The sequence below is a fragment of the Baekduia sp. genome, from assembly GCF_035685985.1.
GTDB lineage: Bacteria > Actinomycetota > Thermoleophilia > Solirubrobacterales > Solirubrobacteraceae > Baekduia.
Genome location: NZ_DASRZV010000033.1, coordinates 33,741 through 57,737, shown reverse-complemented (window position 1 = coordinate 57,737; position 23,997 = coordinate 33,741). Strand labels below are relative to the sequence as shown.

27 protein-coding genes are annotated in these 23,997 nt (G+C 72.2%); 22 read left to right on the top strand and 5 right to left on the bottom strand.

Annotation, left to right across the window (positions count from 1 at the left end):
• Positions 1–103: 103 nt before the first annotated feature.
• The 6 genes from VFG42_RS21780 to VFG42_RS21755 are packed head-to-tail and all read left to right on the top strand — an operon-like array spanning position 104 to position 6,375.
• A complete protein-coding gene (locus VFG42_RS21780; protein WP_324910918.1) occupies positions 104–649 on the top strand; it encodes a hypothetical protein in 546 nt (181 codons plus the stop codon).
• Between the two features lie 42 nt (positions 650–691).
• Positions 692–2,263: an acyl-CoA carboxylase subunit beta gene (locus tag VFG42_RS21775; protein WP_324910917.1), complete on the top strand. Its 1,572-nt coding sequence runs from the start codon at positions 692–694 to the stop codon at positions 2,261–2,263.
• A gap of 54 nt (positions 2,264–2,317) precedes the next feature.
• Positions 2,318–3,535 (top strand): NAD(P)/FAD-dependent oxidoreductase, encoded by a 1,218-nt coding sequence (locus tag VFG42_RS21770; RefSeq protein WP_324910916.1) that lies wholly within the window; start codon positions 2,318–2,320, stop codon positions 3,533–3,535.
• On the top strand, positions 3,532–4,401 hold the full coding sequence (locus VFG42_RS21765; protein ID WP_324910915.1) for an alpha/beta fold hydrolase: 870 nt from the start codon (positions 3,532–3,534) through the stop codon (positions 4,399–4,401). The genes VFG42_RS21770 and VFG42_RS21765 overlap by 4 nt, the downstream gene beginning before the upstream one ends.
• Positions 4,402–4,411: 10 nt before the next feature.
• Positions 4,412–4,702 carry an NIPSNAP family protein gene (locus tag VFG42_RS21760; protein WP_324910914.1) on the top strand — a complete coding sequence of 97 codons (291 nt, stop codon included), beginning with the start codon at positions 4,412–4,414 and terminating at the stop codon, positions 4,700–4,702.
• Between the two features lie 50 nt (positions 4,703–4,752).
• The gene (locus VFG42_RS21755; protein ID WP_324910913.1) at positions 4,753–6,375 is read left to right on the top strand and encodes an alkaline phosphatase D family protein; all 1,623 of its coding nucleotides are present in this window, start codon (positions 4,753–4,755) and stop codon (positions 6,373–6,375) included.
• Positions 6,376–6,441: 66 nt separating this feature from the next.
• On the opposite strand, the gene VFG42_RS21750 is transcribed toward VFG42_RS21755, so the two are convergent.
• Positions 6,442–7,389 (bottom strand): ornithine cyclodeaminase family protein, encoded by a 948-nt coding sequence (locus tag VFG42_RS21750; RefSeq protein WP_324910912.1) that lies wholly within the window; start codon positions 7,387–7,389, stop codon positions 6,442–6,444.
• 80 nt (positions 7,390–7,469) lie between these two features.
• On the opposite strand from VFG42_RS21750, the gene VFG42_RS21745 reads away from it, so the two are divergent.
• The 11 genes from VFG42_RS21745 (at position 7,470) to VFG42_RS21695 (ending at position 16,543) form a co-directional block, all read left to right on the top strand.
• Positions 7,470–7,943, top strand: a complete 474-nt coding sequence (locus tag VFG42_RS21745; RefSeq protein ID WP_324910911.1) for an FCD domain-containing protein — start codon at positions 7,470–7,472, stop codon at positions 7,941–7,943.
• 9 nt (positions 7,944–7,952) lie between these two features.
• Positions 7,953–8,180, top strand: a complete 228-nt coding sequence (locus VFG42_RS21740; protein ID WP_324910910.1) for a hypothetical protein — start codon at positions 7,953–7,955, stop codon at positions 8,178–8,180.
• Between the two features lie 105 nt (positions 8,181–8,285).
• Entirely contained in the window at positions 8,286–8,642 is a 357-nt protein-coding gene (locus VFG42_RS21735) for a YciI family protein (protein ID WP_324910909.1), read from the top strand.
• A 5-nt stretch (positions 8,643–8,647) separates the two neighbouring features.
• Complete coding sequence (locus VFG42_RS21730; RefSeq protein ID WP_324911205.1) at positions 8,648–8,989, top strand: YciI family protein; 342 nt, start codon at positions 8,648–8,650, stop codon at positions 8,987–8,989.
• On the top strand, positions 8,986–10,248 hold the full coding sequence (locus VFG42_RS21725) for an RNA polymerase sigma factor (protein ID WP_324910908.1): 1,263 nt from the start codon (positions 8,986–8,988) through the stop codon (positions 10,246–10,248). The genes VFG42_RS21730 and VFG42_RS21725 overlap by 4 nt, the downstream gene beginning before the upstream one ends.
• Before the next feature lie 93 nt (positions 10,249–10,341).
• On the top strand, positions 10,342–12,162 hold the full coding sequence (locus tag VFG42_RS21720; RefSeq protein ID WP_324910907.1) for a nitrite/sulfite reductase: 1,821 nt from the start codon (positions 10,342–10,344) through the stop codon (positions 12,160–12,162).
• Positions 12,150–12,761, top strand: a complete 612-nt coding sequence (locus tag VFG42_RS21715) for a phosphoadenylyl-sulfate reductase (RefSeq protein WP_324910906.1) — start codon at positions 12,150–12,152, stop codon at positions 12,759–12,761. Before VFG42_RS21720 ends, VFG42_RS21715 begins: the two co-directional genes overlap by 13 nt.
• Before the next feature lie 15 nt (positions 12,762–12,776).
• Positions 12,777–13,682, top strand: a complete 906-nt coding sequence (locus VFG42_RS21710; protein ID WP_324910905.1) for a sulfite exporter TauE/SafE family protein — start codon at positions 12,777–12,779, stop codon at positions 13,680–13,682.
• Positions 13,679–14,590 (top strand): sulfate adenylyltransferase subunit CysD, encoded by a 912-nt coding sequence (cysD, locus tag VFG42_RS21705; protein WP_324910904.1) that lies wholly within the window; start codon positions 13,679–13,681, stop codon positions 14,588–14,590. Before VFG42_RS21710 ends, cysD begins: the two co-directional genes overlap by 4 nt.
• Positions 14,591–14,608: 18 nt before the next feature.
• Positions 14,609–15,832 (top strand): sulfate adenylyltransferase subunit 1, encoded by a 1,224-nt coding sequence (locus tag VFG42_RS21700; protein ID WP_324910903.1) that lies wholly within the window; start codon positions 14,609–14,611, stop codon positions 15,830–15,832.
• On the top strand, positions 15,833–16,543 hold the full coding sequence (locus VFG42_RS21695) for a hypothetical protein (protein ID WP_324910902.1): 711 nt from the start codon (positions 15,833–15,835) through the stop codon (positions 16,541–16,543).
• A gap of 312 nt (positions 16,544–16,855) precedes the next feature.
• Here VFG42_RS21695 and VFG42_RS21690 read toward each other — a convergent pair whose 3' ends face one another.
• Positions 16,856–17,017, bottom strand: coding sequence for a hypothetical protein (locus VFG42_RS21690; protein WP_324910901.1), 162 nt, complete (start codon positions 17,015–17,017; stop codon positions 16,856–16,858).
• A 250-nt stretch (positions 17,018–17,267) separates the two neighbouring features.
• On the opposite strand from VFG42_RS21690, the gene VFG42_RS21685 reads away from it, so the two are divergent.
• The 5 genes from VFG42_RS21685 to VFG42_RS21665 all read left to right on the top strand — a co-directional run bounded on the left by VFG42_RS21685 (position 17,268) and on the right by VFG42_RS21665 (position 22,040).
• On the top strand, positions 17,268–19,061 hold the full coding sequence (locus tag VFG42_RS21685) for an acetyl-CoA carboxylase biotin carboxylase subunit (RefSeq protein WP_324910900.1): 1,794 nt from the start codon (positions 17,268–17,270) through the stop codon (positions 19,059–19,061).
• 6 nt (positions 19,062–19,067) lie between these two features.
• Positions 19,068–19,826 carry an MBL fold metallo-hydrolase gene (locus VFG42_RS21680; RefSeq protein ID WP_324910899.1) on the top strand — a complete coding sequence of 253 codons (759 nt, stop codon included), beginning with the start codon at positions 19,068–19,070 and terminating at the stop codon, positions 19,824–19,826.
• A gap of 18 nt (positions 19,827–19,844) precedes the next feature.
• A complete protein-coding gene (locus tag VFG42_RS21675) occupies positions 19,845–20,300 on the top strand; it encodes a DUF4442 domain-containing protein (RefSeq protein ID WP_324910898.1) in 456 nt (151 codons plus the stop codon).
• Positions 20,301–20,777: a GNAT family N-acetyltransferase gene (locus tag VFG42_RS21670; protein WP_324910897.1), complete on the top strand. Its 477-nt coding sequence runs from the start codon at positions 20,301–20,303 to the stop codon at positions 20,775–20,777.
• Positions 20,778–20,867: 90 nt separating this feature from the next.
• Complete coding sequence (locus VFG42_RS21665; RefSeq protein ID WP_324910896.1) at positions 20,868–22,040, top strand: Fic family protein; 1,173 nt, start codon at positions 20,868–20,870, stop codon at positions 22,038–22,040.
• Here the strand turns inward: VFG42_RS21665 and VFG42_RS21660 are convergent.
• The 3 genes from VFG42_RS21660 to VFG42_RS21650 are packed head-to-tail and all read right to left on the bottom strand — an operon-like array spanning position 22,037 to position 23,914.
• Positions 22,037–22,429: a VOC family protein gene (locus tag VFG42_RS21660; RefSeq protein ID WP_324910895.1), complete on the bottom strand. Its 393-nt coding sequence runs from the start codon at positions 22,427–22,429 to the stop codon at positions 22,037–22,039. The two genes, VFG42_RS21665 and VFG42_RS21660, sit on opposite strands and share 4 nt — an antisense overlap.
• Positions 22,426–23,205: an MBL fold metallo-hydrolase gene (locus tag VFG42_RS21655; protein WP_324910894.1), complete on the bottom strand. Its 780-nt coding sequence runs from the start codon at positions 23,203–23,205 to the stop codon at positions 22,426–22,428. The genes VFG42_RS21660 and VFG42_RS21655 overlap by 4 nt, the downstream gene beginning before the upstream one ends.
• A gap of 31 nt (positions 23,206–23,236) precedes the next feature.
• Positions 23,237–23,914 carry an HAD family hydrolase gene (locus tag VFG42_RS21650; RefSeq protein WP_324910893.1) on the bottom strand — a complete coding sequence of 226 codons (678 nt, stop codon included), beginning with the start codon at positions 23,912–23,914 and terminating at the stop codon, positions 23,237–23,239.
• Positions 23,915–23,997: the final 83 nt, after the last annotated feature.

Genomic DNA, 23,997 nt, shown 5'->3' with positions numbered 1-23,997 from the left:
CTAAGGGAACCCTCAAGGTGCGGCTACCCGTACCTCGGGCGAACCGTTGCAGGCGGTGTGCGATGGGAAGGGAGGCGCAGCCAGGGCGCGAACTCCAGCCCCGATGCCCGAGCCACGCGCCCAGCGCACCCTCGTGAAGTCCCCGCCCGAGATCTGGTCCGAGATCAGCGACGTCAGCATGCTGGCGCGCCACCTCGGCGAGTTCGGCGAGATCCGCATCGCAAGCCTGGAGGCCGAGACCACCGTCGTCTGGGAGGGCGACACCGCACGCGGCACGGTGGAGCTCGAGCCTTCCGGCTGGGGCACGAAGGTGACGATCGCCGCCGAGGCGGTCGCGATCGAGGTGGACGTCGAGGTCGAGGTGGAGGTCGAGTACGAGGTGGAGCCGGAGCCCGCTCCGGAGCCCGAGCCCGTCGCGGAGGCCCCGCGGCAAGGGTTCTTGGCACGCCTGTTCGGCCGCCGGGCCAAGGCCGCGCGGCCGGAGCCGATCGTCGTCCCCGAGCCGGTCGCGCCGATCATGGCCACGCGGATCGAGAAGCGCGTCGAGAAGCGGAGCGAGTCGCTGGCCGACGAGCGCGTGGAGGCGGTCCTGGTCGGCGTGCTGGACGACCTCGGCTCCGCGCATCACCGCCCGTTCTCGCGCGGCTGAACGCACCCGATCGGGCCGGCGAACTAGAGTTCGCCGCCGCCCATGACCCAGCGCGAGAAGAACCCCGAGACCTTCGAAGAGAAGCTCGCCCAGCTCAACGAGCTGCGCGAGGCGGCGATGCACTCGTCGCCCGAGGCCGAGGAGAAGCAGCACGCACGCGGCAAGATGACCGCGCGCGAGCGCATCGAGAAGCTGCTCGACCCCGGCTCCTTCCAGGAGCTGGACACGTTCGTACGCCACCGCACGATCGACTTCGACATGCAGAAGACGCGCCCGTGGGGCGACGCCGTCGTCACCGGCCACGGGACGATCGACGGCCGCCGCGTGTGCGTCTTCAGCCAGGACTTCACGGTCTTCGGCGGCTCGCTCGGCGAGGTCATGGCCGAGAAGATGTGCAAGATCATGGACCTGGCGGCCAAGATCGGCTGCCCGGTGATCGGCATCAACGACTCCGGCGGCGCCCGCATCCAGGAGGGCGTCGTCTCGCTCGGCGCCTACGGCGACGTCTTCACCCGCAACGTCAAGTGCTCGGGCGTCATCCCGCAGATCTCGCTGATCATGGGCCCGTGCGCGGGCGGCGCGGTGTACTCGCCGGCGATCACCGACTTCATCTTCATGGTGAAGGAGTCGTCGCACATGTTCATCACCGGCCCCGACGTCATCAAGACGGTCACGGGCGAGGAGGTGGACTTCGAGTCGCTCGGCGGCGCGATGACGCACAACACCAAGTCGGGCGTCGCGCACCTCGCGGCCGACGACGAGGAGCAGCTGCTCGAGGACACGCGGTACCTGATGTCCTTCCTGCCGCAGAACAACCTCGAGACGCCGCCGCGGGTCCACCCGACCGACGACCCGGACCGCCAGGACCCCGAGCTGGACACGGTCGTCCCGGACAACCCCAACAAGCCGTACGACATGCGGAACGTCATCCGCCTGGTCGTCGACGACGGCGAGTTCTTCGAGATCCACGAGCACTACGCCAAGAACATCGTCTGCGGCTTCGCGCGCCTGGACGGCTTCGCGGTCGGCGTCGTCGGCAACCAGCCGGCGCACATGGCGGGCGTGCTCGACATCGACGCGTCGGCCAAGGCCGCGCGCTTCGTCCGCACCTGCGACGCCTACAACATCCCGCTGATCACGCTCACCGACGTCCCGGGCTTCCTGCCCGGCACCTCGCAGGAGTGGGGCGGCATCATCCGCCACGGCGCCAAGCTGCTGTACGCCTACACCGAGGCGACGGTCCCGAAGATCACGGTCATCACCCGCAAGGCCTACGGCGGCGCCTACGACGTCATGGCCTCCAAGCACCTGCTGGCCGACTTCAACTTCGCCTGGCCCCAGGCCGAGGTCGCCGTCATGGGCCCCGAGGGCGCGGTCAACATCATCTACCGCCGCGACCTCGCGTCCTCCCCGACGCCCGACGAGCGCCGCAAGAAGCTCATGGACGACTACAAGGCGCGGTTCGCGAACCCGTACTCCGCCGCCGAGCGCGGGTACATCGACGACGTGATCCTGCCGCACGAGACCCGGCCCAAGCTCATCAACGCGCTGCACACGCTGCAGACCAAGCGCGAGCCGGGGCCGAAGCGCAAGCACGGCAACATCCCGCTGTAGGCCCTTGCGCCGGTGGGTTGCGCCACGCTACTCACAGGAGTAGCGTGGCGGCCCATGCCGGATCGCTCAGAGGTCGTCATCGCCGGGGGCTCGATCGCCGGCTGCACGCTGGCCGCGCTGCTCGGCCGCCAGGGCATCGGCGTCACGGTGCTGGAGAAGAGCCCGAAGCCCGAGCACTACAAGGTCACGTGCACGCACTTCGTCCAGGCGGGCGGAACGCCGGTCTTCGAGCGGCTCGGGATCGCCGAGACGATGGAGGCCGCCGGCGCGGTCCGCAACGGGCTGGAGCTGTGGACCGAGGACAGCGGGTTCTTCGTCATGCCGGACGAGGCCTACGGCTACTCGATCCGGCGCGAGAAGCTCGACCCGATGCTGCGCGAGCTGGCCGCGCGCACGCCGAACGTCACGGTCCGCCAGGGCGTGACGGTCACCGGCGTCGCACGCGACGCGACCGGGCGCCCGTCCGGCCTGCGCGGTCGCACCACCGACGGCGAGACGGTCGCGATCGACGCCGACGTCGTGGTCGGCGCCGACGGCCGCGGCAGCACGCTCGCGCGGCTGGCCGACGTCCCGGGCCGCGTCCTGCCCCACGGGCGGATCGGCTACATGGCCTACTACCGGGACCTGGAGCTGACCGGGGCGAGCCCGACGCACGCGCAGATGTGGCTCGGGGCCGACACCTACTACTGCTTCCCCAACGACGACGGGCTGACGGTCGCCGCCGCGTTCGTGCGCCGCGAGCGGCTGGCGACGTTCAAGGCCGACCCCGAGGCGGCGCTGCGAGCCGCGTTCGCGCGCCTGCCCGGCGCGCCCGACTTCGCGCGCGCCACGCGCGTCTCGCCGATGATCGGCAAGCTCGACATGCCCAACGTCGTGCGGCCCGCGGCGCGGCCCGGCGTCGCGTTCGTCGGCGACGCCGCCCAGGCCAGCGACCCGCTGTGGGGCGTCGGCTGCGGCTTCGCGCTGATGAGCGCGCAGTGGCTGGCCGACGAGCTGGCCGGGCCGCTGACCGCCGGCACCGACCCCGATCCGGCGCTGGAGCGCTACCGCCGCCAGCACCGCCGGATGCTGCGCGGCCACCACATGATGATGTGCGACTTCTCGACCGGCCGCGACTTCAACGTGTTCGAGCGCACGCTGTACCGCGCCGCGGTCCGCGACGGCCGGACCGCGGGCCTGATGGCCGAGGTCGCCGCGCGCTCGCGGCCGCTGGACCGGACGTTCACCCCGCGGCGCTTCGCCCGCGCGATGGCGATGGGAGCCACCCGATGACCGCCACGATCCGCACGACCTCGGTCACCGTCGACGGCGTCCGCTCCCCCGTCCTGGAGGCCGGCCCGGCCGACGCCGCCGAGGCGGTCGTCTTCGTCCACGGCAACCCCGGCGTCGCCGAGGACTGGCGGGCGCTGCTGGAGCCCGCCGGCGCCTTCGCCCGCGCCGTCGCGATCACGATGCCCGGCTACGGCGACGCCGACAAGCCGCGCGACCTGCCCTACACGGTGCCCGGCTACGCTCGCCACCTCGCGGGCGCGCTGGACGCGCTCGGCGTCACGCGCGTCCACCTCGTCCTGCACGACTTCGGCGGGCCGTGGGGCCTGCAGTGGGCGGTCGACCACCCGGAGCGCCACGCGTCGACGACGCTCGTCAACACGGGCGTCATCCTGCGCGAGAAGTGGCACGCGCTGGCGCGCGTCTGGCGCACGCCCGGCCTCGGCGAGCTGTTCTTCATGACCTCGACGCGCGGCGGCACGCGGCAGTTCATGCGGCGGACGAACCCGCCGACCTTCCCCGCGTCGTTCGGCGACCACCTCTACGACCTCTACCAGGACCAGGGCACGCGCCGGGCCGTGCTGCGGCTGTACCGCAACACGCCGATCGGCCCGCACGTCGAGGCGGTCGCGCCGAGGCTGCGCGAGCACCCGCGGCCGACGCTCGTCGTCTGGGGCGCCAAGGACCCGTACCTGAAGGTGCGGCTCGCCGAGCGCCAGCGCGAGGTCTTCCGCGACGCGCGCGTGGAGATCCTGCCCGCCAGCGGGCACTGGCCGCTGGCCGACGCGCCGGACGCGGTGGCCGCCGTCGTCCTGCCGTTCCTGGCCCGGCAGGCCGCGGCGCCGACGCGCGAGCCGGCCGCCACGTAGGCTGCCGGCGATGCTCTGCCAGGTCCGCACCTACACCGTCAAGCCGGGCGCGATGGACGAGTTCGTCGCGCTGTGGCGCGACCACGTCGTCCCCGCCCGCGAGGCCCACGGGTTCACCGTGCTCGGCGCGTGGCGCGACGACGCCGGGGCGACGTTCACGTGGGTCGTCGGCCACGAGGCGCCCGACGGCTGGGAGGCGGTCGACGAGGCCTATTACAACTCGCCCGAGCGCGCCGGCCTGCCGCGCAACCCCGGCGACTACCTCGACGACGTCCAGACGCGGGTCATGCGCCCGGTCTGAGCGCCGAGAACATTCACACGAGCATCACCTCGCGCGGATAGGTTCCGCGCATGCAGACCCGTCGTCAGCTCATCGCGCGCGCCGGTGGCGCCGCCGCCACCGTCCTCGTCCCCACCGGGCTGGCCGGCACGCTGGCCTACGCCAAGCCGTTTCGCGGAGGCCACTTCCCGGACGGCGTGGTCGCCGGAGATCCCACGCCCAAGGGGATCAGCCTGTGGACGCGCTTCGACCCGGCGGGCGGCGGCGGCTCGGGGACGATCGAGCTGGAGGTCGCCAAGGACAGGTCCTTCCGCCACGTCGTCGCGCGCAAAAGCATCAAGACGGGCGCGACGTCCAACCACGCCGTCAAGGCGCGGGTCGGCGGGCTGAAGGCCCACGAGCAGTACTACTACCGGTTCTCCTCCCGGACGGCCGACAGCGCGGTCGGCCGCTTCCGGACCGCGCTGCCCGCGGACTCCAAGGAGCCCGTCAAGTTCGCGTTCTTCTCCTGCCAGGACTACACCCACGGCTACTACAACGCCCTGGACGCCATGGCCGACGGCGACTACGACTTCGTGGTCTGCCTCGGGGACTACATCTACGCCGAGTCCTACCACTCGGTCAAGGGCACCAAGACGGCGGTCCGCGACGACAACATCGGGCGCGAGAACCCGCAGAACCCCGACATCGTGCGCGAGGCGGTGACGCTGGCCGACTACCGCGCCAAGTACCAGCTCTACCGCACCGATCCGCTGCTGCGCGCGGTCCACTCGAAGTTCCCGATGGTGATGCTGTGGGACGACCACGAGGTCCAGGACAACTACGCGGGCGAGCCCGCCGACGGCGGCCTGCCGCCCGGCAAGCACTTCAGCCAGGCCCGCAAGAAGGCCGCGCGCCGTGCCTTCTTCGAGAACATGCCCGCGTTCGCCAACGGCGAGCGGCTGTACCGCAAGCTGTCGTTCGGCTCCAACGTCGACCTGGTGATCATGGACCAGCGCAGCTACCGCGCCAACCAGCCCTGCGACGACGCGGTCGTCGCGCCCTGCGCCGACTACGACCAGCCGCGCGACTTCCTCGGCCGGCCGCAGATGAACTGGGTCAAGTCCACGCTCAGCGCGTCCAAGGCCAAGTGGAAGGTCATGGCCAACGAGGTGACGATCATGCCGACGCGCGTGCTCGGCGGCGCGAACTACACCTACGACAACTGGCTCGGCTACCCGCAGGAGCGCGAGGAGCTGCTGACCCACATCCGCGACAAGAAGATCGGCGACGTGGTGTTCGTCACCGGCGACATCCACACGTTCATCGCGGGCGACGTGCGCACGGGCGACGGCGCGGCGGGCGACACGGTCGCGACCGAGCTGGTCGGCGGGTCGATCACCTCGCAGTCGCTGGGCGAGACGAACCTGGACGCGGGCGGCGGCAACGTCATCAAGGGCAACGACAGCCACCCGGCGACGCCCGCGGCGCTGATCGACGCGCTGCGCGACATCAACCCGCAGGTCGACAACGCGGACTTCGACCACCACGGCTTCGGCGCGGTGACCGCGACGTCGACCGGCTTCACCTGCGAGATGGTGCGGATGCAGACCATCAAGAAGCGCTCGACGGCCAAGCTGCCGGGCGCGGACTGGACCTACAAGGTGGCGCCGGGCTCCCCGAGCATCAAGGGCCAGCACGGCCCTGCGCAATGACTCGCGCAGGACGCTCGCAATGCGGGCGCGAACTCGCCAGGGGCTCCTTCGCGCGGCTGGGGTGTCCTAAAGCGTCACCGTCTGCGCCGCCACGCGGCCGTCGCGCCAGGCGGCGACGGCCGCCGCGGCGATCGCCAGGTCCTGGATCGCCAGCCCGGTGGAGTCGAACATCGTCACCGCCTCCGGCCCCGGCCGGCCGGGCGCCTCGCCCGCCAGCACGGCCCCGAGGTCGGTGACCCGGTCGCGCTCGACCAGGCCCTCCTCGACCGCGCCGGTCAGCTCGCCGCCGTGCGAGGCCTGCGCCCACTCGTCGCAGAACAGCGCGCACGAGGCGACGGCGCCGATCGTCGCCTCGGCCTTGCCCGGGCCGTCGGCGCCGAGCATGTTGTAGTGCTGGCCGGGATGCAGGTCGCCGGCGTCCAGCACGACCTCCGCGCCCGGCGTCACGCAGCAGACGACGTCGGCGTCCAGCGCCTCCTCGCGCGTCCCGGCGCGCCAGCCCAGCTCGCTCGCCAGCGCCTCGGCGGCCTCGGGCCGCGGGTCGAAGCAGACGCCGGGGCCGTAGCCGTCGGCCGCCAGGCAGCGGGCCGCCCAGGCACCGTGCAGGCCGCAGCCGACGAGGCCCACCGACGCCGCGCCCTCGCGCCCCAGCGCCCGCGCGGCCACCGGGGCGACCGCGCCCGTGCGCAGCGCGGTGACCGAGCGCGCGTCGAGCATCGCGACCGGCTGAGAGGTCCGCGCGTCGGAGACCAGCAGCACGCCCATCACCGTCGGCAGCCCGGCGGCCGGGTTGCGCGGGAACGACGAGATCCACTTCAGGATCGCCAGCCCGTCGCCGAGCGCGGGCATCGCGCGGAAGTCCCCGTGCGGCGACGCGTCCAGGTAGACCTTGGCCGGCATCACCCACTCGCCGCGGCGGTGGCGCAGGAACGCCTCGCGCGTGGCGTCGATCGCGGCCCGCGGCGAGACCGCCGCCAGCACCGCGTCATGGTCGAGGACGGCGACTTCCGGCATGGGGCAAGCCTAGTGCTGAGTAGAGTTAGCACCAGTTCCGGGACATTCGCGCCCCATTAGCGTTCTCCATGGAGATGCTGATGTCCACCACCACCGAATTGCTCCCGTTCGACCTGCCGCTCGCCCGCGAGGCGTTCGGCACCGTCGCCCAACTGCACGCCGACGCCACCCGGCGCGCCGCCGACCGTCTCACCGCCGACGACCTCGCCGAGCTCGAGCGGCTGACCGACGCCTCGCTCGCCGCCCTGCGCGAGGGCCGGATCGCCGACGCGATCGACCACGACACCGCCTTCCACCGCCGCTTCTTCGAGGTCGCCGACGACCCCGACCTGACGATCGCGGCCGAGCTGCTCGTGCCGCGCCTGCGCCGGATGGACCTGTGGCTGTTCACGCGCGCGGCCTTCGACCCGACCGAGAGCTCGCACCCGGCGATCCTCGCCGCGCTGCGCGCCGGGGACGCCGAGGCCGCCGCCGAGCTGGTCGAGGCGTCGTTCCTCGACGCGGGCGAGCAGCTCGCGGCGATCGTGGAGCGCGAGCCGGTCCCTCGGCGCTAGGGTTCGCCCGTGCCCAACCGCCGCCCGCAGCTGGAGATCGTCGCGCCCTCGGCCTCCCCGGAGGAGGCGGCGGCGGTTGTCGCCGCGCTGGAGCGGTTCATGCGCGACTTCGCGCCGGTGGTCGTGGCCGAGCAGCCCAAGCCGTCGCCGTGGCTGCGCACGGCGCTGCTGGAGGGCGTGGGCCGCGAGCCCGACGGGCCGTCGCCGTGGGGCGACCCCGTGCCCTGGGGCAACTAAGCTCGGCCGAGCGCCCGCGCGCCAACTCCGCGCGCTCCTGTCGAATCGGCGGACCCCGTCCGTCGACCATGCGAACCGACCCTCACCGACAGGAGGCCACGCGCCATGCAGTACCTGCTGCTCATCTACATGCCGACCGACGCCGAGCCCGACCCGGCGATGCACCCGGTCTGGATGGAGTACACCCGGCAGCTCCAGGAGTCCGGGGCGATGGTCGCCGGCGACGCGCTCCAGGGCCTGGAGACCGCGACGACCGTCCGCGTCCGCGACGGCGAGACGCTCGTCACCGACGGCCCGTTCGCCGAGACCAAGGAGATGCTCGGCGGCTACTACCTGATCGACGTGCCCGACCTCGACGCCGCGCTCGGCTGGGCGGCGCGGATCCCGAGCGTCGGCGCCGGCTCGGTCGAGGTCCGGCCGGTCATGACGTTCGACCGCGAGACCGTGGAGTCGACCTCGTGAAGTTCATGTTCCTGCTGTACTCGCCGCCGGAGGTCCGCGCGTCGCCCGAGATGCGCGCGTCGTTCGACCAGTGGGTGGCCTACGGGCAGTCGCTGCACGACGCGGGCGTGCACGTCGGCGACAACCCGCTGCAGGGCCTGGAGACCGCGACGACCGTCCGCGTCCGCGACGGCGAGACGCTGATCTCCGACGGGCCCTTCGCCGAGACCAAGGAGATGCTCGGCGGCTACTACCTCGTGGACCTCCCCAGCCACGAGGCCGCGGTCGAGTGGGCGGCGCGCGTCCCCAACGCGCCGTACGGCTCGATCGAGATCCGCCCGGTCATGGAGCTCCCGGACGCGCCGTGACCGCGCGCGAGGACGACGACGCCGTCGGCCGGGCCTTCCGCGAGGAGGGCCCGGCGATCCTCGCCACGCTGATCGGCCAGGTCGGCGACTTCGGCCTGGCCGAGGACGCGCTGCAGGACGCGTTCGCCGCGGCGGTGGCGACGTGGGGGCGCGACGGCGTGCCGGAGCGTCCGGGCGCGTGGATCACCACGACCGCGCGGCGCAAGGCGATCGACCGGCTGCGGCGCGAGCGCGCGCTGGCCGACCGCGTCCGGCGGCTGGCGCACCTCAGCGACGCGTGGACGGACGCCGAGGACGACGTCGATCCGGACGACGAGCCCGAGCCGCCCGCGATCGCCGACGACCGCCTGCGGCTGATCTTCACCTGCTGCCATCCGGCGCTGGCGCCGGCGGCGCGCGTCGCGCTGACCGTGAAGTCGCTCGGCGGGCTGACGACGGCCGAGGTCGCGCACGCGTTCCTGGTGAGCGAGGCGACCATGTACCAGCGGTTGACCCGCGCCAAGCGCAAGATCGCGGCCGCCGGGATCCCCTACCGCGTGCCGCCGCCCGAGCTGCTGCCCGAGCGCCTGAGCGGCGTGCTGAGCGTCGTCTACCTGGTGTTCAACGAGGGCTACGCCGCGTCCTCGGGCGATCGGCTGGTGCGCGGCGAGCTGTGCGGCGAGGCGATCCGGCTCGGCCGGCTGCTGGTGAAGCTGATGCCCGACGACCCCGAGGTGCTCGGGCTGCTGTCGCTGATGCTGCTGCAGGACGCCCGCCGCGACGCCCGCGTCGACCCCGCCACCGGCGCCTTCGTCGCGCTCGACGCCCAGGACCGCACGCGCTACGACCGCGGCCGCATCGCCGAGGGCACCCGCGCGCTGGACCAGGCGCTCGCGCTCCGCCGGGCCGGGCCCTACCAGCTGCAGGCGGCCATCGCCGCGCTGCACACCACCGCCGCCGACGCGCGCCAGACCGACTGGGTCGAGATCGCCGCGCTCTACGCCGAGCTGGACCGCCACACGCCCTCGCCGGTCATCCGGATCAACCGCGCCGCCGCCCTCGCCTTCGCCGGCGCGCCCGAGGCCGGCCTGCAGCTCATCGGTCCGCTGCTGGACGACGACCGCCTCCGCGGCTACGCGCCGCTGCACGCCGCCCACGCCGAGCTGCTGCGCCGCACCGGCGCGCCCGACGCGGCCGCCGAGGCCTACGACCGCGCCATCGCCGCGACCGCCAACGCGGTCGAGCGGGCCGAGCTGGAACGCCGCCGGGCGCGGGTCTGACCGGTTTCCGCACCGAATCCGTGCGCAAACCCCTTGCCGACAGGGCAGAGCCAAAAGGTGGATTTGCGATCGGGTTTTGGTACCTTGCCGCCCATGGAGCCCACCACCGTCGGCCGCAAGGGGACCCTCTCGAACCCCGAGGTCTACGAGAACGTCCCCGGTCACATCATCCCGGCGATCGCGCAGGAGTTCGAAGACTTCACCAACGAAGCCGAGAAGTTCCTCGCCGGCGAGACGCCCGAGAACGAGTACATCGGCTTCCGCCTGAAGCAGGGCGTCTACGGCCAGCGCCAGCCCGATGTCCAGATGATCCGGGTCAAGCTGCCCTTCGGCGGCATCACGCCCGACCAGATGGACGCGTTCGCCACCGTCATCGAGAAGTACGTGCCGCTCAACAAGGGGCACATCACGACGCGGCAGAACATCCAGATGCACCACGTGCCGCTGCGCGACGCCGCCAAGCTGATCCAGGAGCTGTCGGCCGCCAACCTGTCCTCCCGCGAGGGCTGCGGCAACACGGTGCGCAACGTCACGGGCGACCCGTGGGCCGGGATCCTCGACGGCGAGGTCTTCGACCCGACCGCCTACGCCGGCGCCTACGTCCGCTACTTCGTGCGCCACCCCACGACGCAGCTGATGCCGCGCAAGATCAAGACCGCGTTCGACGGCACGCCCGCCAAGGACCGCTCGATCACCGGCATCCACGACATCGCGTTCCTGTCGGCGATCGACGCCGACGGCAACAAGGGCTTCCAGGTCGTGGTCGGCGGCGGCACGTCGATCATGCCGCGCATCGCGCCGGTGCTCTACGACTTCGTCCTGGCCGACAACGGCGACTACCTCAAGATCGCCGAGGCGGTCTTCCGGATCTTCGACCGCCAGGACTGGCTGCGCGTCAACCGCGCCCGCGCCCGCATCAAGGTCTTCGTCGACAAGTTCGGCATCGACGAGCTGCGCAACCAGGTCGAGGAGGAGTTGAAGGGCGACTGGGTCGCCGAGCGCGACTTCTCGATCGAGCACCGCCTCTTCCTCCACGACGAGGAGGCCGACGCCCCGGCCATGCCGGAGTCCTACGGCACGCCGACCGACGAGGACCGCGCCGCCTTCGAGCGCTTCCGCGAGTCCAACGTCATCCCGCAGCGCCAGGCCGGCTTCAACGCGGTGGAGATCAAGGTCTACCGCGGCGACCTCACGCCCGACCAGTTCCGCGCGATCGGCCAGATCATGCGCGAGTTCAGCGGCGGCGCCGCGCGCATGACGATCAGCCAGAACGTCGTGCTGCGCTGGGTCCGCGACGAGGCCGTCTACGACCTCTGGAACCGCCTCAAGGACATCAACCTGGGCGACGCGGGCGCCGAGGAGATCACCGACAACGTCTCGTGCCCCGGCACGGACTCCTGCAAGCTCGGCATCACCTCCTCGATGGGCCTCAACGCGGCCATCAACCGCAAGCTGCTGGAGATGGAGATCACCGACCCGCTCACGCGCAAGGTGCACATCAAGAACTCCGGCTGCCCCAACGGCTGCGGCCAGCACCACATCGCCGACATCGGGTTCTACGGCGCGTCGATCAAGGTCGGCGAGCACACGATCCCGGCCTACGTCGCGCACGTCGGCGGCGTCTACGAGGAGGGCGAGGTCATCTACGGCCAGCGCCTCAAGGTGCGCCTGCCCGCCAAGCGCGTCCCCGACGCCGTCGAGCGCTGGCTGCGCATGTACGAGAACGAGCGCGAGGAGGGCGAGACCTTCAAGGCCTACTCCGAGCGCGTCGGCACGACCCGCTTCGAGGACGAGGTCAAGGGCGACCTCGCGATGCCGGTCGAGTTCGGCCTCGACACCATGAACATGTTCATGGACTGGGACCGCAACCAGCCGTACGTGGTGCAGCGGGGCGAGGGCGAGTGCGCGGTCTGAGCGACCAGCTCACCGAGACGCTGAAGGCCGCTTCCCAGCACGAGCGGCTCGTCTTCCTGTGCTCCTTCCAGAAGGAGGAGTCGGTGATCCTCGACGAGCTGCTCGCGGTGGCGCCGCACACCCGTGTCGTGACGATCGACACGGGCGTGCTGTTCCCCGAGACGCTGACCACCTGGAAGGCGTTCGAGGACCACTACCGGGTCCACATCGACGTCGAGGACGCGGCCAACGCCGAGCGCCCCTGGACCGGCCCCGAGCACTGCTGCACGCCGCTGAAGGTCGCGGCGCTGGAGCACGCGCTGGAGGGCGCCGACGCGTGGGTCACCGGCATCCGCCGCGAGCAGGCCGACACGCGCGCGCACACCGAGCTGATCGAGCCCGACGCCAAACGTCCGGGCGTCATGAAGTACAACCCGCTCGCGTTCTGGACCGAGAAGGACGTCTGGACCCGCATCGTCGAGCGCGGCCTGCCCTACCACCCGCTGCACGACCAGGACTACGCGTCGATCGGCTGCGCGACCTGCACGCAGCCGGGCTCCGGCCGTGAGGGCCGCTGGGCGGGCACCGACAAGACCGAGTGCGGTCTCCACGTCGTCTGAAGGCCTGACGCCGCGATGGACCCCGTTGTCATCGTCTTCGGCCTCGGCGTCGGGATCCTCATCGGCATGACGGGGATCGGCGGCGGGTCGTTGATGACCCCGCTGCTGATCCTCTTCGCCGGCATCCACCCGACGGTGGCGATCGGCACCGACCTCGCCTACGGCGCGGTCACCAAGACGCTCGGCGGCTGGCGGCACCTGCGCAAGGGCACCGTCGACCTCGGCGTGTCGAAGTGGCTGGCGTTCGGCTCGGTGCCGGGCTCGGTCCTCGGCGTGGTCGTGCTGGAGCTGTGGCTGAAGCACTCGCCGTCGATCCTGCTGGCCGGCGTGGCGATCGCGTTGTTGGTGGTCTCGCTGTCGATGCTCTTCCGCGCGCTGTTCCTGCGCGCGGCGATCGAGCGCGAGCGCGAGACGGTCTTCCTCGACACTCGCACCAAGGTCCGCGCGACCGCCCTCGGCGCCGTGCTCGGCTTCCTGCTCGGGCTGACGTCGGTCGGCTCCGGCGCGCTGATCGGCCTCGCGCTGATCCTCGTCTTCCGCCTCACGCCGCACCGCGTCGTCGGCACCGACGTCTTCCACGCCGCGATCGTGCTGTGGGCCGCCGGCCTCGCGCAGCTGGTCGCCGGCAACGTCGACTTCGCCCTGATGGGCACCATCTTGATCGGCTCGCTCCCGGGCGTGCTGATCGGCAGCGCGCTGGTCGACAAGGTCCCCGCCGTGGTCCTGCGCCCGGCGCTCGGGTGCGTGCTCCTGGGCTCGGCGCTCGGCGTGCTGACCAAGGCCGGCGTTGACCTGCCGACGTGGACGATCGTCGGCGTCCCCTGCATCGTCGGCGTCGTCGCGGCGCTGATCCACCGCGCGCGGCCGATCGCGCCGCGCGCCCCTTCCGAAGCACCCAAGACGGAGGTCGCTCCCGCATGAGCACCCGCACCCTGTCCCATCTCCAGGCGCTGGAGTCCGAGGCCATCCACGTGATGCGCGAGGTCGCCGCCGAGCGCGAGAAGCCCGTGCTGCTGTTCAGCGGCGGCAAGGACTCGATCGTCCTCGTGCGGCTGGCCGAGAAGGCGTTCCGGCCCGGGAAGTTCCCGTTCCCGCTGATGCACATCGACACGGGGCACAACTTCCCCGAGGTGATCGAGTTCCGCGACAGGATGGTCGAGCGCCTCGGCGAGCGGCTGATCGTCGCCTCGGTGCAGGAGTCGATCGACCAGGGCCGCGCGGTCGAGGAGACCGGGCCGCGGGCGTCGCGCAACCGCCTCCAGACGGTGACGTTGTTGGATGCCCTGGCCGAGCACGGCTTCGACGCGGCGTTCGGCGGCGCGCGCCGCGACGAGGAGCGGGCGCGGGCGAAGGAGCGGATCCTGAGCTTCCGCGACGACTTCGGCGGCTGGGACCCCAAGGCCCAGCGGCCCGAGCTGTGGAACATCTACAACACGCAGGTGCGCCGCGGCGAGAACGTCCGCGCGTTCCCGCTGAGCAACTGGACCGAGCTGGACGTCTGGCAGTACATCCTGCAGGAGGAGATCGAGGTGCCCTCGATCTACCTCGCCCACGAGCGCGAGGTCTTCAAGCGCGACGGCATGCTGTACGCCGAGTCGGAGTTCATCACGCGCGACGAGCGCGACTCCGAGCCGTTCACCGAGAGCGTCCGCTACCGCACGGTCGGCGACATGTCGTGCACGGGCGCGGTCGCGTCGAAGGCCTCCACGCTGGACGCCGTCGTCGCCGAGATCGCGGCCACCAACATCACCGAGCGTGGCGAGACCCGCGCCGACGACCGCGTGTCGGAGTCGGCGATGGAGGACCGCAAGGTCGCCGGCTACTTCTAGGACTTGATCGACGCACCCATGAGCACGCTTCTCCGACTGGCCACCGCCGGCTCCGTGGACGACGGCAAGTCCACGCTGATCGGCCGCCTCCTGCACGACTCCAAGGCGATCCTCGCCGACCAGTACGCCGACCTCAACGGCCGCGACGGCGAGCTGGACCTGTCGCGCCTGACCGACGGCCTGCGCGCCGAGCGCGAGCAGGGCATCACGATCGACGTCGCCTACCGCTACTTCGCGACGCCCGCGCGCGACTTCATCCTGGCCGACACGCCCGGCCACGTGCAGTACACGCGCAACATGGTCACCGGCGCGTCGACGGCCGACGTCGCGATCGTCCTGGTCGACGCGCGCCACGGCGTGGTCGAGCAGACCAAGCGCCACGCGTTCATCGCGTCGCTGCTCGGGATCCCGCACCTGGTGGTCGCGGTCAACAAGATGGACCTGGTCGAGTACTCCGAGGAGCGCTTCGACGAGATCGTCCGCGACTTCTGCGCCTTCCGCGAGAAGCTCACTGCCCGCGACGTGACCTACATCCCGATCAGCGCGCTGGTCGGCGACAACGTGGTCGACCCGTCCGAGCGCATGGCCTGGTACGCCGGGCAGCCGTTGTTGCAGCACCTGGAGGCCATCGACCCGGCCGACGACCGCAACCTGGAGGACCTGCGCTTCCCGGTCCAGCTGGTGATCCGCTCCGAGGGCAACGACTACCGCGGCTACGCGGGCCAGGTCGCCTCGGGCGTCATCCGGCCGGGCGACCGCGTGCGCGTGCTGCCGAGCGGCGTCGAGTCGACGGTGGCGGCGGTCGAGACGCTCGACGGGCCGATGGAGGAGGCGTTCCCGCCGCAGTCGGTGACCGTGCGGCTGGAGGACGACGTGGACGCCTCGCGCGGCGACGTGATCGTCCACGCGTCCGACGAGACCTCGGTGCGCCGCGAGCTGGTCGCCGACGTCTGCTGGTTCTCCGAGCGGCCGCTGCGCCCCGGCGCGCGGTACTTGTTGAAGCACCTGACGCACACGGCCGAGGCGATCGTCGACGGCATCGACGACGTCGTCGACGTCGAGACGCTCGGCCGCGGTCCGGCGCCGGAGGAGCTGGCGCTCAACGACATCGGGCGCGTGCGCCTGCGGACCCGCCGGCCGCTGCTGGCCGACCCCTACGCCCGCAACCGCTCGACGGGCGCGTTCATCCTGATCGACTCCGCGTCCAACGACACGGTCGCCGGTGGCATGATCACCGGCTGAGTGCCGGACGACCGCCCGCTTCCCGACCGACCCGCGTCGCGCGCCGAGCTGGAGGCGCCGTATCGCCATCCGTTCCGGCACGTGACGGTCCAGGTCTGGCGCGCGCAGCCGACGCTGCGACGCTGGACGTATCTCGCGCCGGTCCTGCTGGCGGTCGGCGCCGCGGGCGTCGCCGCCGGCGAGCCGCTGCTCGGGCTGCTCGGCGGCGTCGGCTCGATGCTGAGCTCGTTCGTGGTCATCGCCTGGCTCTGGATGGCCGTGCGCGAGTCGTGGCGGCTGCGACGGTCCTGGGCCCAGAGATCCGAGCTGCGCGCGGTCCGCGAGCGACGGCCGCAGGCGGGCACCGAGGATCCCGAGGTGGCCCACGACCAGTTCGCCGTCACCGCCGAGGACGACGGCTGGCTGCTGACCTGGCGCTTCCGGCCGCTGCGGATCGGCGAGCGGCCCGACGAGCACGAGATCGAGGTCCCGGGTCGTCCGCGCTTCGCCGCGTCGGTGATCGCCGACCGGGCCTTCGATCCCCAGGACGCGGCGCGGGCCGCCGAGCAGCTCGTCGCCGCCCAGGAGGCCGCGGCGGCCAAGGAGGCGCGCGCCGCGTCCGCCGCCCACGGCGGGATCCTGGACGCCGAGCAGCGCGCCGAGTGGGCCCAGGAGGCGCGCACCACCGCGGCGGCGCTGCGCCGCGCGACCGGGCAGGACCGACGGCGCTGATCGGCTAGCGCCTCGCCGTACGCCGTCGTCTGTCGCGCGAGCGCGAGCGCGAGCGCGGGGCGCGCCGCGCCGCTCAGCCCAGGCCCAGCGCGGCCCGCGCCTCGGCGTAGAGGCCGGGCAACTGCTCGGCGACCAGCGCGGCGGCGGCTTCGGCGTCGGCCACGGGCTCGGTCCGCCAGCGCAGCGCGGCACGCGCCAGGCGCGTGGCCGGGCGATCCTCGGCGACGTACCAGGCGACGGCCTCGTCGTTGCTGCCCGCCAGGCCGGCGGCCGCGGTCGCCAGGAAGCGGACCGGGAACAGGACGGTCTTGGTCAGCGGGCGGCGGCCGGCGGCGACCAGCGCGACGGGGTCGGGCGGCGGGCCGGCGCGCCGAACGTCGCCCAGTCGCCCCAGAACAGCGACAGGCGCCCGCCCAGCGCGGCACGGGCCTGGCGCACGGCCTCGTCGAGCACGGCGCGTCCGTCGCGATCCATCACGCGCAGCGTGCCACGAAGCGAGCGCGTCCGCGCCCGCAGAGAGGTGGCGGCGGGAGCGCTCTGACCCGCTCCCGCCGCCTGGCCCAGGTGGTGTCCCTCAGGCCATCTCACGCCTCGCGGCGCAAGTCGTGACCCGGAAAGCCGTCGTCCGGGCAGCCTTCCCAACACCGTGACGCGCGAATCGTCGCGGTGCCGTCATGCACCACACGGCCGTCGGAACGGCATTTGAAATAGCCTTCCGCGCCGCATGTTCTCCAAGGTTTTGGTCGCCAACCGGGGCGAGATCGCCATCCGCGTCATGCGGACGCTGGAAGAGATGGGGATCGCGTCCGTCGCCGTCTACTCGGAGCTCGATCGGGACGCGCTGCACGTCAAGCGCGCCGACGAGGCCTACCTGCTCGGTGGGCCAACCGCCGCCGAGAGCTACCTCAAGATCGACAAGATCATCGAGGTATGCAAGGAGTCCGGCGCCGAAGCCGTACATCCGGGCTACGGCTTCCTCGCCGAGAACGCCGCGTTCGCGCGTGCCTGCGAGGAGGCCGGGATCGTCTTCATCGGCCCGCCCGCGTCGGCCATCGACGCGATGGGCTCCAAGACGAAGGCCCGCGAGCTGATGCAGGCGGCCGGCGTGCCGATCGTGCCGGGCACGACCGAGCCGGTCGACACGCTCGAGGACGCGATGCGCATCGCCAAGGACGAGATCGGCTTCCCGGTCGCCGTCAAGGCGGCGTCGGGCGGCGGCGGCAAGGGCTTCCGCGTCGCGCTGACCGAGGACAAGCTCAAGGACGCCTTCGAGGGCGCCTCCCGCGAGGGCGAGAAGTTCTTCTCCGACGGCACGGTCTACCTCGAGCGCTACCTGCCCGACCCGCGCCACGTCGAGGTCCAGATCCTCGCCGACCGGCACGGCAACGTCATCCACCTCGGCGAGCGTGACTGCTCGGTCCAGCGCCGCCACCAGAAGCTCATCGAGGAGGCGCCGGCCCCGGCCGTCGACGAGGCGCTGCGCGAGAAGATCGGCAAGATCGGCACCGACGCGGCGCGCGCGGTCGACTACGTCGGCGCGGGCACGATCGAGGGCATGCTCCAGGACGGCGAGTACTTCTTCCTGGAGATGAACACGCGCGTCCAGGTCGAGCACTGCGTGACCGAGATGGTCACCGGCATCGACATCGTGCGCGAGGGCATCCTCGCCGCGGCGGGCGAGCCGCTGACGGTCTCCCAGGAGGACGTCGAGCTGCGCGGCCACGCGATCGAGTGCCGCATCAACGCCGAGGACGCGTCCAAGAACTTCGCTCCCGCGCCGGGCAAGATCGGCGACTACAAGGAGCCGACCGGGCCGGGCGTCCGCGTCGACTCGGGCGTCGGCCCCAGCGGCGAGGTCAGCCCGATGTACGACCCGATGGTCGCCAAGCTGATCGTCTGGGACAAGGACCGCGAGCACGCCACCAAGCGCATGCTGCGCGCCCTGAACGAGTACGAGATCGGCGAGCTGCGCACGCTCATCCCGTTCCACAAGGCCTTGCTGGCCACCGACCAGTGGGGCAACGCCGAGACCTGCCGCGACCTCGTCGAGGACAAGGACTGGCTGAAGACGCTCGCGTTCCCGCCGCCGGTCCTGTCGGGCGACGACGAGGACGAGAAGGTCGAGCAGACCTACACCGTCGAGGTCTCCGGCCGGAAGTTCGACGTCAAGGTCATCGGGCCGCCGCCGGTCGGCGGCGTCGTCGTCAACGGCGCGGGCCCCGCCGCCGCGGGCGGCGCGGCCGGCCCGAAGAAGCGCGGCGAGCGCAAGTCCTCGGGCGGCGGTGGCGCCGACGAGTTGGTCTCGCCGCTGCAGGGCAACATGTGGAAGGTGCTGGTCAAGCAGGGCGACGCGGTCGAGGAGGGCCAGCTGCTCTGCATCATCGAGGCGATGAAGATGGAGAACGAGATCACCGCCCACAAGGCGGGCACGATCGCCGCGCTGCCCATCAAGGAGGGCGAGCCGATCCAGGCCGGCGCCCCGATCGCCACGATCACGTCGCCGGCGGCCGCCGAGTAGGCCACCATGCTTGCCGCCGCGACCATCCTGGGCAGCGGCGGCTTCGTGCCCACGGGGCGGCGCGAGACCTCCTCGCTGCTGCTCCGGGGCGCCGGGACGGGCGCGACGCCCGTCGTCGTCGACGCGGGCACCGGCCTGCGGCGCCTGGTCACCGACCGCGAGCGCTGGCTCGGCGACGCGCGGCGGCTGGACATCCTGCTGTCGCACTTCCACATCGACCACGTCTGCGGGCTGGCCTACCTGACCGAGCTGGCCGACGTGGAGGTCGTCATCCACGGGCCGGGCGCGGCGCTGTACGAGACGCCGACCGCGGAGATCCTCGCGCGGATGTTCTTCTCGCCGCCGCTGATGCCCGTCACGCTCGACGTCCTCGGCGTGCGCGTCGAGGAGCTGGCGCCCGGCGAGGTCCGGGCCGGCGGGCTGGACGTCCGGGCGCGCCGCCAGGACCACCACCCCAACCCGACGCTGGGCTTCCGGATCGGCGACGAGCTGGCCTGGTGCACCGACACCGAGGCCGACCCGGGGACCGCGGCGTTCGCCCGCGGCGCCCGCGTCCTCGCGCACGACGCCTGGGGCCCGCCCGCCGCGCCCGGGCACTCGACGCCCGAGGAGGCCGGCGCGCTGGCCCGCGACGCGGGCGCCGAGCGGCTCGTGCTGATCCACGTCCCGCCGCGCGCCGACGAGGACGACCTGCGCGCCCGCGCGGCCACCGCGCACGACCACGTCACGGTCGCGCGCGACGAGCTGGACCTGCTCGCGCTCTGAGCTAGGCTGGCACGCACCATGGCGGACCTCGAGCCCCTCCGCGCCGGCCTGGAGCAGGCCGTGCCCTTCAACCAGCACTTGGGGCTGGTGATCGAGGAGGTGGCGCTCGGCCGCGGCGTGGTCCGGCTCCCGGACGACGAGCAGCTCCGCAACCACACCGGCTCGCAGCACGCCAGCGCGCTCTTTGCCGCCGGCCAGGCCGCGTCGGCCGCCGCGATCGCCGCGGCGTTCGTCGACCAGCTGCCGCACCTGGAGCTGCTCCCCCAGGACTCGCAGATCAACTACAACAAGGTCTCCCGCGGCCCGATCCTCGCCACCGGCGTGCTCGGGTCCGATCCGGAGGCCCTGCTGGACGAGCTGTCCCGCGCGGGCTGCGTGGAGTTCACCGTCGACGTGTCGCTCGTCGACGGCGCCAAGGACACGGTCGCCACGCTCACCGTCCGCTGGCTCGTCCGTCACGCACAGGAGAAGTAGATGCCCGCACACGCTTGGCTCGCCGGCCCTCACGAGGCCGAGATCGTCGCACGCCTGCTCGTCGCGTTCCGCGACCACCTCGGCTACGACTGGCCCTCCGACAACGCCTTCCTCGCCGGCGTCGAGCGCCTCATGGACGACCGCGACACCGACTACGTCCTGGCCGCCGCCGACGAGGACTCCCCGCCGTCCGGCGTCACCCAGCTGCGCTACCGCCAGGGCATCTGGCGCGCCGGCGGCGACTGCCTGGTCGAGGACGTGTACGTCGACGAGTCGGCCCGCGGCCGCGGCGTCGCCCGCGCGCTGCTGGACTTCGCGACCGAGCGCGCGCGGGAGCGCGGCTGCCGCCGCATGGAGCTGGACGTCAACGAGGCCAACGCCCCGGCCCTGGCGCTCTACGAGTCCTTCGGCTTCACCGCCGGCTCGCCCCGCGACCTCTACATGCGCCGCCACCTCGACGCGGGCAAGGACGCCTGAGCCACCGCGACCACGAACCTTGCCTTAGCCAAGCTATTAGATAGACTTCAGGCTCCAAGTCTTCCTTAGCTCGATCCTTAGGCAAGGTTCGTGAACCTCACGCTCACCGCCATCGACGACCGCGCCGGGACGTTCGTCCCGGTCATCACCGGGCCCGACGGCTACGCGGCGTTCCATCCGCGCCCGCTCCCGCCCGCGCCGCCGCTGGAGATCGACCACGCGATCCGGGAGCGGCTGGACCGCGCCAACCACGCGCTCGGCCGCCTCGACGGGATGACGGTGCTGCTGCCCGATCCCGACACGCTGCTCTACACCTACGTCCGCAAGGAGGCCGTCCTCTCCTCGCAGATCGAGGGCACGCAGTCGTCGCTGTCGGACCTGCTGCTGTTCGAGAACGACGCGGTCCCCGGCGTGCCGGTCGAGGACCTCGAGGAGACCTCCAACTACATCGCCGCGATGCGCCACGGCCTGGACTCGACGCTGCCGATCTCCGGTCGCCTGCTGCGCGAGATCCACACCATCTTGATGCACGCCTCGCGCGGCGGCGACAAGGCGCCCGGCGAGTTCCGCCGGATCCAGAACTGGCTCGGCGGGACGCGGCCGCAGGACGCGCGGTTCGTCCCGCCGCCGGCCAACGTCGTGCCCGAGGCGATCGCCGACCTGGAGCGCTTCGTCCACGACGACGACGTCCCGATGCCGGTGCTGGTGAAGGCCGCGCTCGCCCACGCGCAGTTCGAGACGATCCACCCGTTCCTCGACGGCAACGGGCGCGTCGGGCGCCTGCTGATCACGCTGCTGCTGTGCGCCGAGGGCCTGCTGAGCCGCCCGCTGCTGTACCTGAGCCTCTACTTCAAGCGCCATCGCGACCTCTACTACGACCGGCTCCAGCGCGTGCGCACCCACGGCGAGTGGGAGGCGTGGCTGGCGTTCTTCCTCCAGGGCGTGATCGACGTCGCGCACGAGGCGACGCGGACGACCCTCGACGTCGTGCACATGGTCGAGCGCGACCGCCAGGCCGTCGGCGAGCTGGGGCGCGCGGCCGGGACCGCGTCGCAGCTCTACGAGCTGGCGGCGCGGCGTGTCGTGCTCACCCCGAAGCTCGCGCGCGCGAGGACCGGCCTGTCGAGCCCGACGGTGCAGGCCGGCCTGCGGCGGCTGGAGGAGATGGGGATCCTCCAGGAGATCACCGGCCGCCGGCGCGGCACGGTGTACGCCTACCAGGAGTACCTGATGGTCTTGAACGCCGGGACCGAGCGGCCCTAGCCGCCGGCGCGCGCGTCCGTCGGCGCGAAGGCCATCAGCTCGACGCGGTGCCCGCCGGGCGAGCGGACGTAGGCGCGCGCCGCGCCCCAATGGGGCGTCCGCGGCTCCACCGCGAAGCCCGCGTCGCGCAGCGCCGCGGCGGTCTCCTCCAACGCGGGCGCCACGATGGCGACGTGGCCCCGCGGCGGCGCCACCGGGTCGGGCGCGTGGAGCAGGTGGATCTGCGACACGCCGTCGGGCGCCTGCACCCAGGTGGCGCGGTCGCGCAGCGACGACGGCGGCTCGACGACCGAGAACCCCAACAACGCCCAGAAGGCGACCTCGGCCTCGACGGCGTCGCGGCGCGTCTCCAGCGAGACGTGCTGCAGGCCGCCGAGGGCCGGGGTCATGCCGTGACCCGAGAGACGTTCTCGGCGTGGATCTTCTTCTGGGCGCGGTCGCGCCGGGCCAGCGGCAGCGGGGCGTCGGCGCCCGCCTCGCCCAGCGCCTCCAGGTAGGCGACGTCCTCGCGCAGGATCGCCAGCGCGCGCTGCGCATCCAGGTGCTCGCCGTGGCCGGGCACGATCCAGTCGGCCTGCTCGACGTAGGGCGCAAGGCGCGCCAGCGTCGCCAGGTACGCGTCGCGCGAGCCCTTCTCCGAGATCCACGGGATCTCGACCGGCGACAGGTAGTCGCCCACGCACAGCACGCGGTGCGCCGGCGACCAGATCGCCATGCCGTCCTGCGTGTGGCCGTCGGCGGGGATCAGCTCCAGCTCGGAGTCCCCGAGGTCGAGCTTGCCCGGCACCGGCAGCGCCTGGACCTGCCCGAGCGACAGCGGGCGGGGCCGGTGCACGTAGTCGTCCTCGTCGGCCTCGCGCAGCTGTCGCGCCGCCACGCCCGGCTCGGCGCGCAGCCGCGCCGCCGTGGTCTCGGCGACGCCGACCGCCGCCTCCGGGAAGACCAGCCGCGCCAGGACGTGGTCCCAGTCGCCGTGGGTCACCAGCAGCCCGCTCAGCCCCCATCCGGCCTGCGCCAGCAGCCCCGGCAGCAGCTCCAGCTCGCTCGGGTAGATGACCGAGTCCACCAGGAACGTCTCGTCGCCGTGGTGCAGCAGCGTGCACGACGTCTGCCACTTCACGCTGCGCGCGACGATGACCTCGGGATGAAGGGCGACGGCCTGCATAGGCCATCGACCCTAGCGAGCTGCCGGAGCCCTACAGCCCCAGCAGCTTCGCCGCTTCGAGCAGCGTCTTGACCTCGGCCGTCGGCTTCTTGGCGCCGGTGGGGATCTCCTCCTTGCGGCGGTTGACCCAGATCGTCGGCACCTTCAGCTTGGTCGCCGGCTCGATGTCGGCGTGCAGGCCGGACGCGATGTGCACCCAGCCCTTCTTGCCGCCGATGCGCCGCGCGAACTCGTTGAAGTGCGCGGGATCGGGCTTGTAGGAGCGCACCTGCTGCGCGGTCACGACGAGGTCGACGTCGGCCGGGATGTGACGGCGCGTCAGCCCCAGCAGCTTGTCGTCGATGTTCGAGATCAGGCCGGTCTCGTACTTGCCGAGGAACTTCTTGAGCTGCGGGTTGGCCTCCTTGAAGGCGCCCCAGCGCACGACCGAGTCCGGCAGGAAGCCCGACCGCGACGGCTCCAGCGGCCAGCCGATCTCCTTGGCGATCTTGACCGCCGCCTGGCGCAGGACCTCGGCGTACAGCTCGTAGGAACCGCCCTGGATCTCCTGCGTCACCTGCAGGAACAGGTCGACCACCTGCTGGCGGTCGATCGGGAAGCCGTCCTTCTTCGCCTCGCGCTCGAAGGCGTCTGCCACCCCCGATTCCCAATCGATCAACGTGCCGTAGACGTCGAAGGTGACCCACTGGATGTTCTTCGGGAGTGCCATGCGGCTGGGCATTGTGCCATTTCTGCACGAACGAGCGAGGCGCGACCGTTCGGGCAGGAAGCATCAGCGCGGGCTCCTGCAAT

What these genes read in the sequence shown, in the direction of transcription:
- VFG42_RS21655 (WP_324910894.1), bottom strand. Translation starts at nt 23,205, where the DNA reads ATGCAGGCCGTCGCCCTTCATCCCGAGGTCATCGTCGCGCGCAGCGTG.
- VFG42_RS21680 (WP_324910899.1), top strand. Translation starts at nt 19,068, where the DNA reads ATGCTTGCCGCCGCGACCATCCTGGGCAGCGGCGGCTTCGTGCCCACG.
- VFG42_RS21720 (WP_324910907.1), top strand. Translation starts at nt 10,342, where the DNA reads ATGGAGCCCACCACCGTCGGCCGCAAGGGGACCCTCTCGAACCCCGAG.
- VFG42_RS21650 (WP_324910893.1), bottom strand. Translation starts at nt 23,914, where the DNA reads ATGGCACTCCCGAAGAACATCCAGTGGGTCACCTTCGACGTCTACGGC.
- VFG42_RS21775 (WP_324910917.1), top strand. Translation starts at nt 692, where the DNA reads ATGACCCAGCGCGAGAAGAACCCCGAGACCTTCGAAGAGAAGCTCGCC.
- VFG42_RS21670 (WP_324910897.1), top strand. Translation starts at nt 20,301, where the DNA reads ATGCCCGCACACGCTTGGCTCGCCGGCCCTCACGAGGCCGAGATCGTC.
- VFG42_RS21690 (WP_324910901.1), bottom strand. Translation starts at nt 17,017, where the DNA reads ATGGATCGCGACGGACGCGCCGTGCTCGACGAGGCCGTGCGCCAGGCC.
- VFG42_RS21750 (WP_324910912.1), bottom strand. Translation starts at nt 7,389, where the DNA reads ATGCCGGAAGTCGCCGTCCTCGACCATGACGCGGTGCTGGCGGCGGTC.
- VFG42_RS21735 (WP_324910909.1), top strand. Translation starts at nt 8,286, where the DNA reads ATGCAGTACCTGCTGCTCATCTACATGCCGACCGACGCCGAGCCCGAC.
- VFG42_RS21755 (WP_324910913.1), top strand. Translation starts at nt 4,753, where the DNA reads ATGCAGACCCGTCGTCAGCTCATCGCGCGCGCCGGTGGCGCCGCCGCC.
- cysD (WP_324910904.1), top strand. Translation starts at nt 13,679, where the DNA reads ATGAGCACCCGCACCCTGTCCCATCTCCAGGCGCTGGAGTCCGAGGCC.
- VFG42_RS21780 (WP_324910918.1), top strand. Translation starts at nt 104, where the DNA reads ATGCCCGAGCCACGCGCCCAGCGCACCCTCGTGAAGTCCCCGCCCGAG.
- VFG42_RS21745 (WP_324910911.1), top strand. Translation starts at nt 7,470, where the DNA reads ATGTCCACCACCACCGAATTGCTCCCGTTCGACCTGCCGCTCGCCCGC.
- VFG42_RS21675 (WP_324910898.1), top strand. Translation starts at nt 19,845, where the DNA reads ATGGCGGACCTCGAGCCCCTCCGCGCCGGCCTGGAGCAGGCCGTGCCC.
- VFG42_RS21710 (WP_324910905.1), top strand. Translation starts at nt 12,777, where the DNA reads ATGGACCCCGTTGTCATCGTCTTCGGCCTCGGCGTCGGGATCCTCATC.
- VFG42_RS21660 (WP_324910895.1), bottom strand. Translation starts at nt 22,429, where the DNA reads ATGACCCCGGCCCTCGGCGGCCTGCAGCACGTCTCGCTGGAGACGCGC.
- VFG42_RS21685 (WP_324910900.1), top strand. Translation starts at nt 17,268, where the DNA reads ATGTTCTCCAAGGTTTTGGTCGCCAACCGGGGCGAGATCGCCATCCGC.
- VFG42_RS21730 (WP_324911205.1), top strand. Translation starts at nt 8,648, where the DNA reads ATGTTCCTGCTGTACTCGCCGCCGGAGGTCCGCGCGTCGCCCGAGATG.
- VFG42_RS21765 (WP_324910915.1), top strand. Translation starts at nt 3,532, where the DNA reads ATGACCGCCACGATCCGCACGACCTCGGTCACCGTCGACGGCGTCCGC.
- VFG42_RS21770 (WP_324910916.1), top strand. Translation starts at nt 2,318, where the DNA reads ATGCCGGATCGCTCAGAGGTCGTCATCGCCGGGGGCTCGATCGCCGGC.
- VFG42_RS21700 (WP_324910903.1), top strand. Translation starts at nt 14,609, where the DNA reads ATGAGCACGCTTCTCCGACTGGCCACCGCCGGCTCCGTGGACGACGGC.
- VFG42_RS21760 (WP_324910914.1), top strand. Translation starts at nt 4,412, where the DNA reads ATGCTCTGCCAGGTCCGCACCTACACCGTCAAGCCGGGCGCGATGGAC.